The 1,008-nt window shown below is 55.1% G+C and carries 1 protein-coding gene; it reads right to left on the bottom strand.

The features are described 5' to 3' along the window. Nucleotides 1–955, bottom strand: a 955-nt coding sequence (locus ACT3T6_RS17685; RefSeq protein ID WP_444625978.1) for an IS256 family transposase, incomplete at its 3' end; no start/stop codon positions are given. Nucleotides 956–1,008: the final 53 nt, after the last annotated feature.

The following is a 1,008-nucleotide window of genomic DNA, read 5'->3' as shown; positions in this document are numbered from 1 at the left end:
AGTAGGCCGATAGTGTGGGCCACTTATTGCGCCAGGAAGCGATGACAAGCGGGTATTTGTCGCCCCATTTGGCTTCCAACTCGTCCAATGCCAGCTCGGCGGCATTGAGCGTAGCCGCCTTGTAGACCGCCTTCAAGTCGGCCATGAAGGCCTTTTGATTTTTCGAGGCGACGTACTTCAGCGAGTTCCGTATCTGGTGGATGATGCAGTGTTGGATCTCGGTGTTGGGATAGAGGCTTTCAATCGCTTCAGGGAAGCCTTTCAGGCCGTCAACACAGGCAATGAGAATGTCCTGGACACCACGGTTATAGAGGTCGGTGAGCACACTTAGCCAGTGGTGAGCGCCTTCCTGGTCGGAGAGATACAGGCCGAGAAGCTCCTTCTTGCCCTCGATGTTCAGCCCCAGAATGGTATAGACGGCCTTGCTGGTATAGCGGCCATGTTCCCGGATCTTGTAGTGGATCGCATCAAGCCAGACAATGGGATAGATGGCCTCCAGGTCACGCTCGCGCCAGGCCTGAAGCTCCGGTATCAGCTTATCGGTGACGGCATTGAGGGTGCCGTTGGAAAGCGAGATGCCATACAGGTCGGCAATATGCGTGCGAATGTCCTGATAGCTATTGCCCAGAGCGTATAGCGCAATGACTTTGCGTTCCAGTTCGTCGGTTAACTGAGTCTGGTGCTTCTTGACGATTTGCGGTTCAAAGGTGCCATTGCGATCGCGCGGTGTGGTTAGCTCAAAGCGGCCTGCAGGGCTTTTCATGGTCTTGGGAGAGCCCCCGTTTTTGCGGTTGGGCGTCTCTTGATTGTCGAGATGCGCGTCGAGCTCCGCCTGCATGGCAGCCTCGGTCAACTGCTTGATGAGCGGCGTCAGAATGCCCTCCTTGCCGGTGAGATCTTTCCCTTCTCGCAGGGCTTTCAGCGCCGCGTCCATGTCAAATGTTGCTTGTGTCATACATCACCTCTTTCCTCTTAGGGTAGAAGTGACACAGAATTCTGAACACTACC

The sequence above is a fragment of the Halomonas sp. 72 genome (assembly GCF_052379785.1).
Lineage (GTDB): Bacteria > Pseudomonadota > Gammaproteobacteria > Pseudomonadales > Halomonadaceae > Vreelandella > Vreelandella citrativorans.
This window is presented reverse-complemented; position numbering and strand designations above follow the sequence as displayed.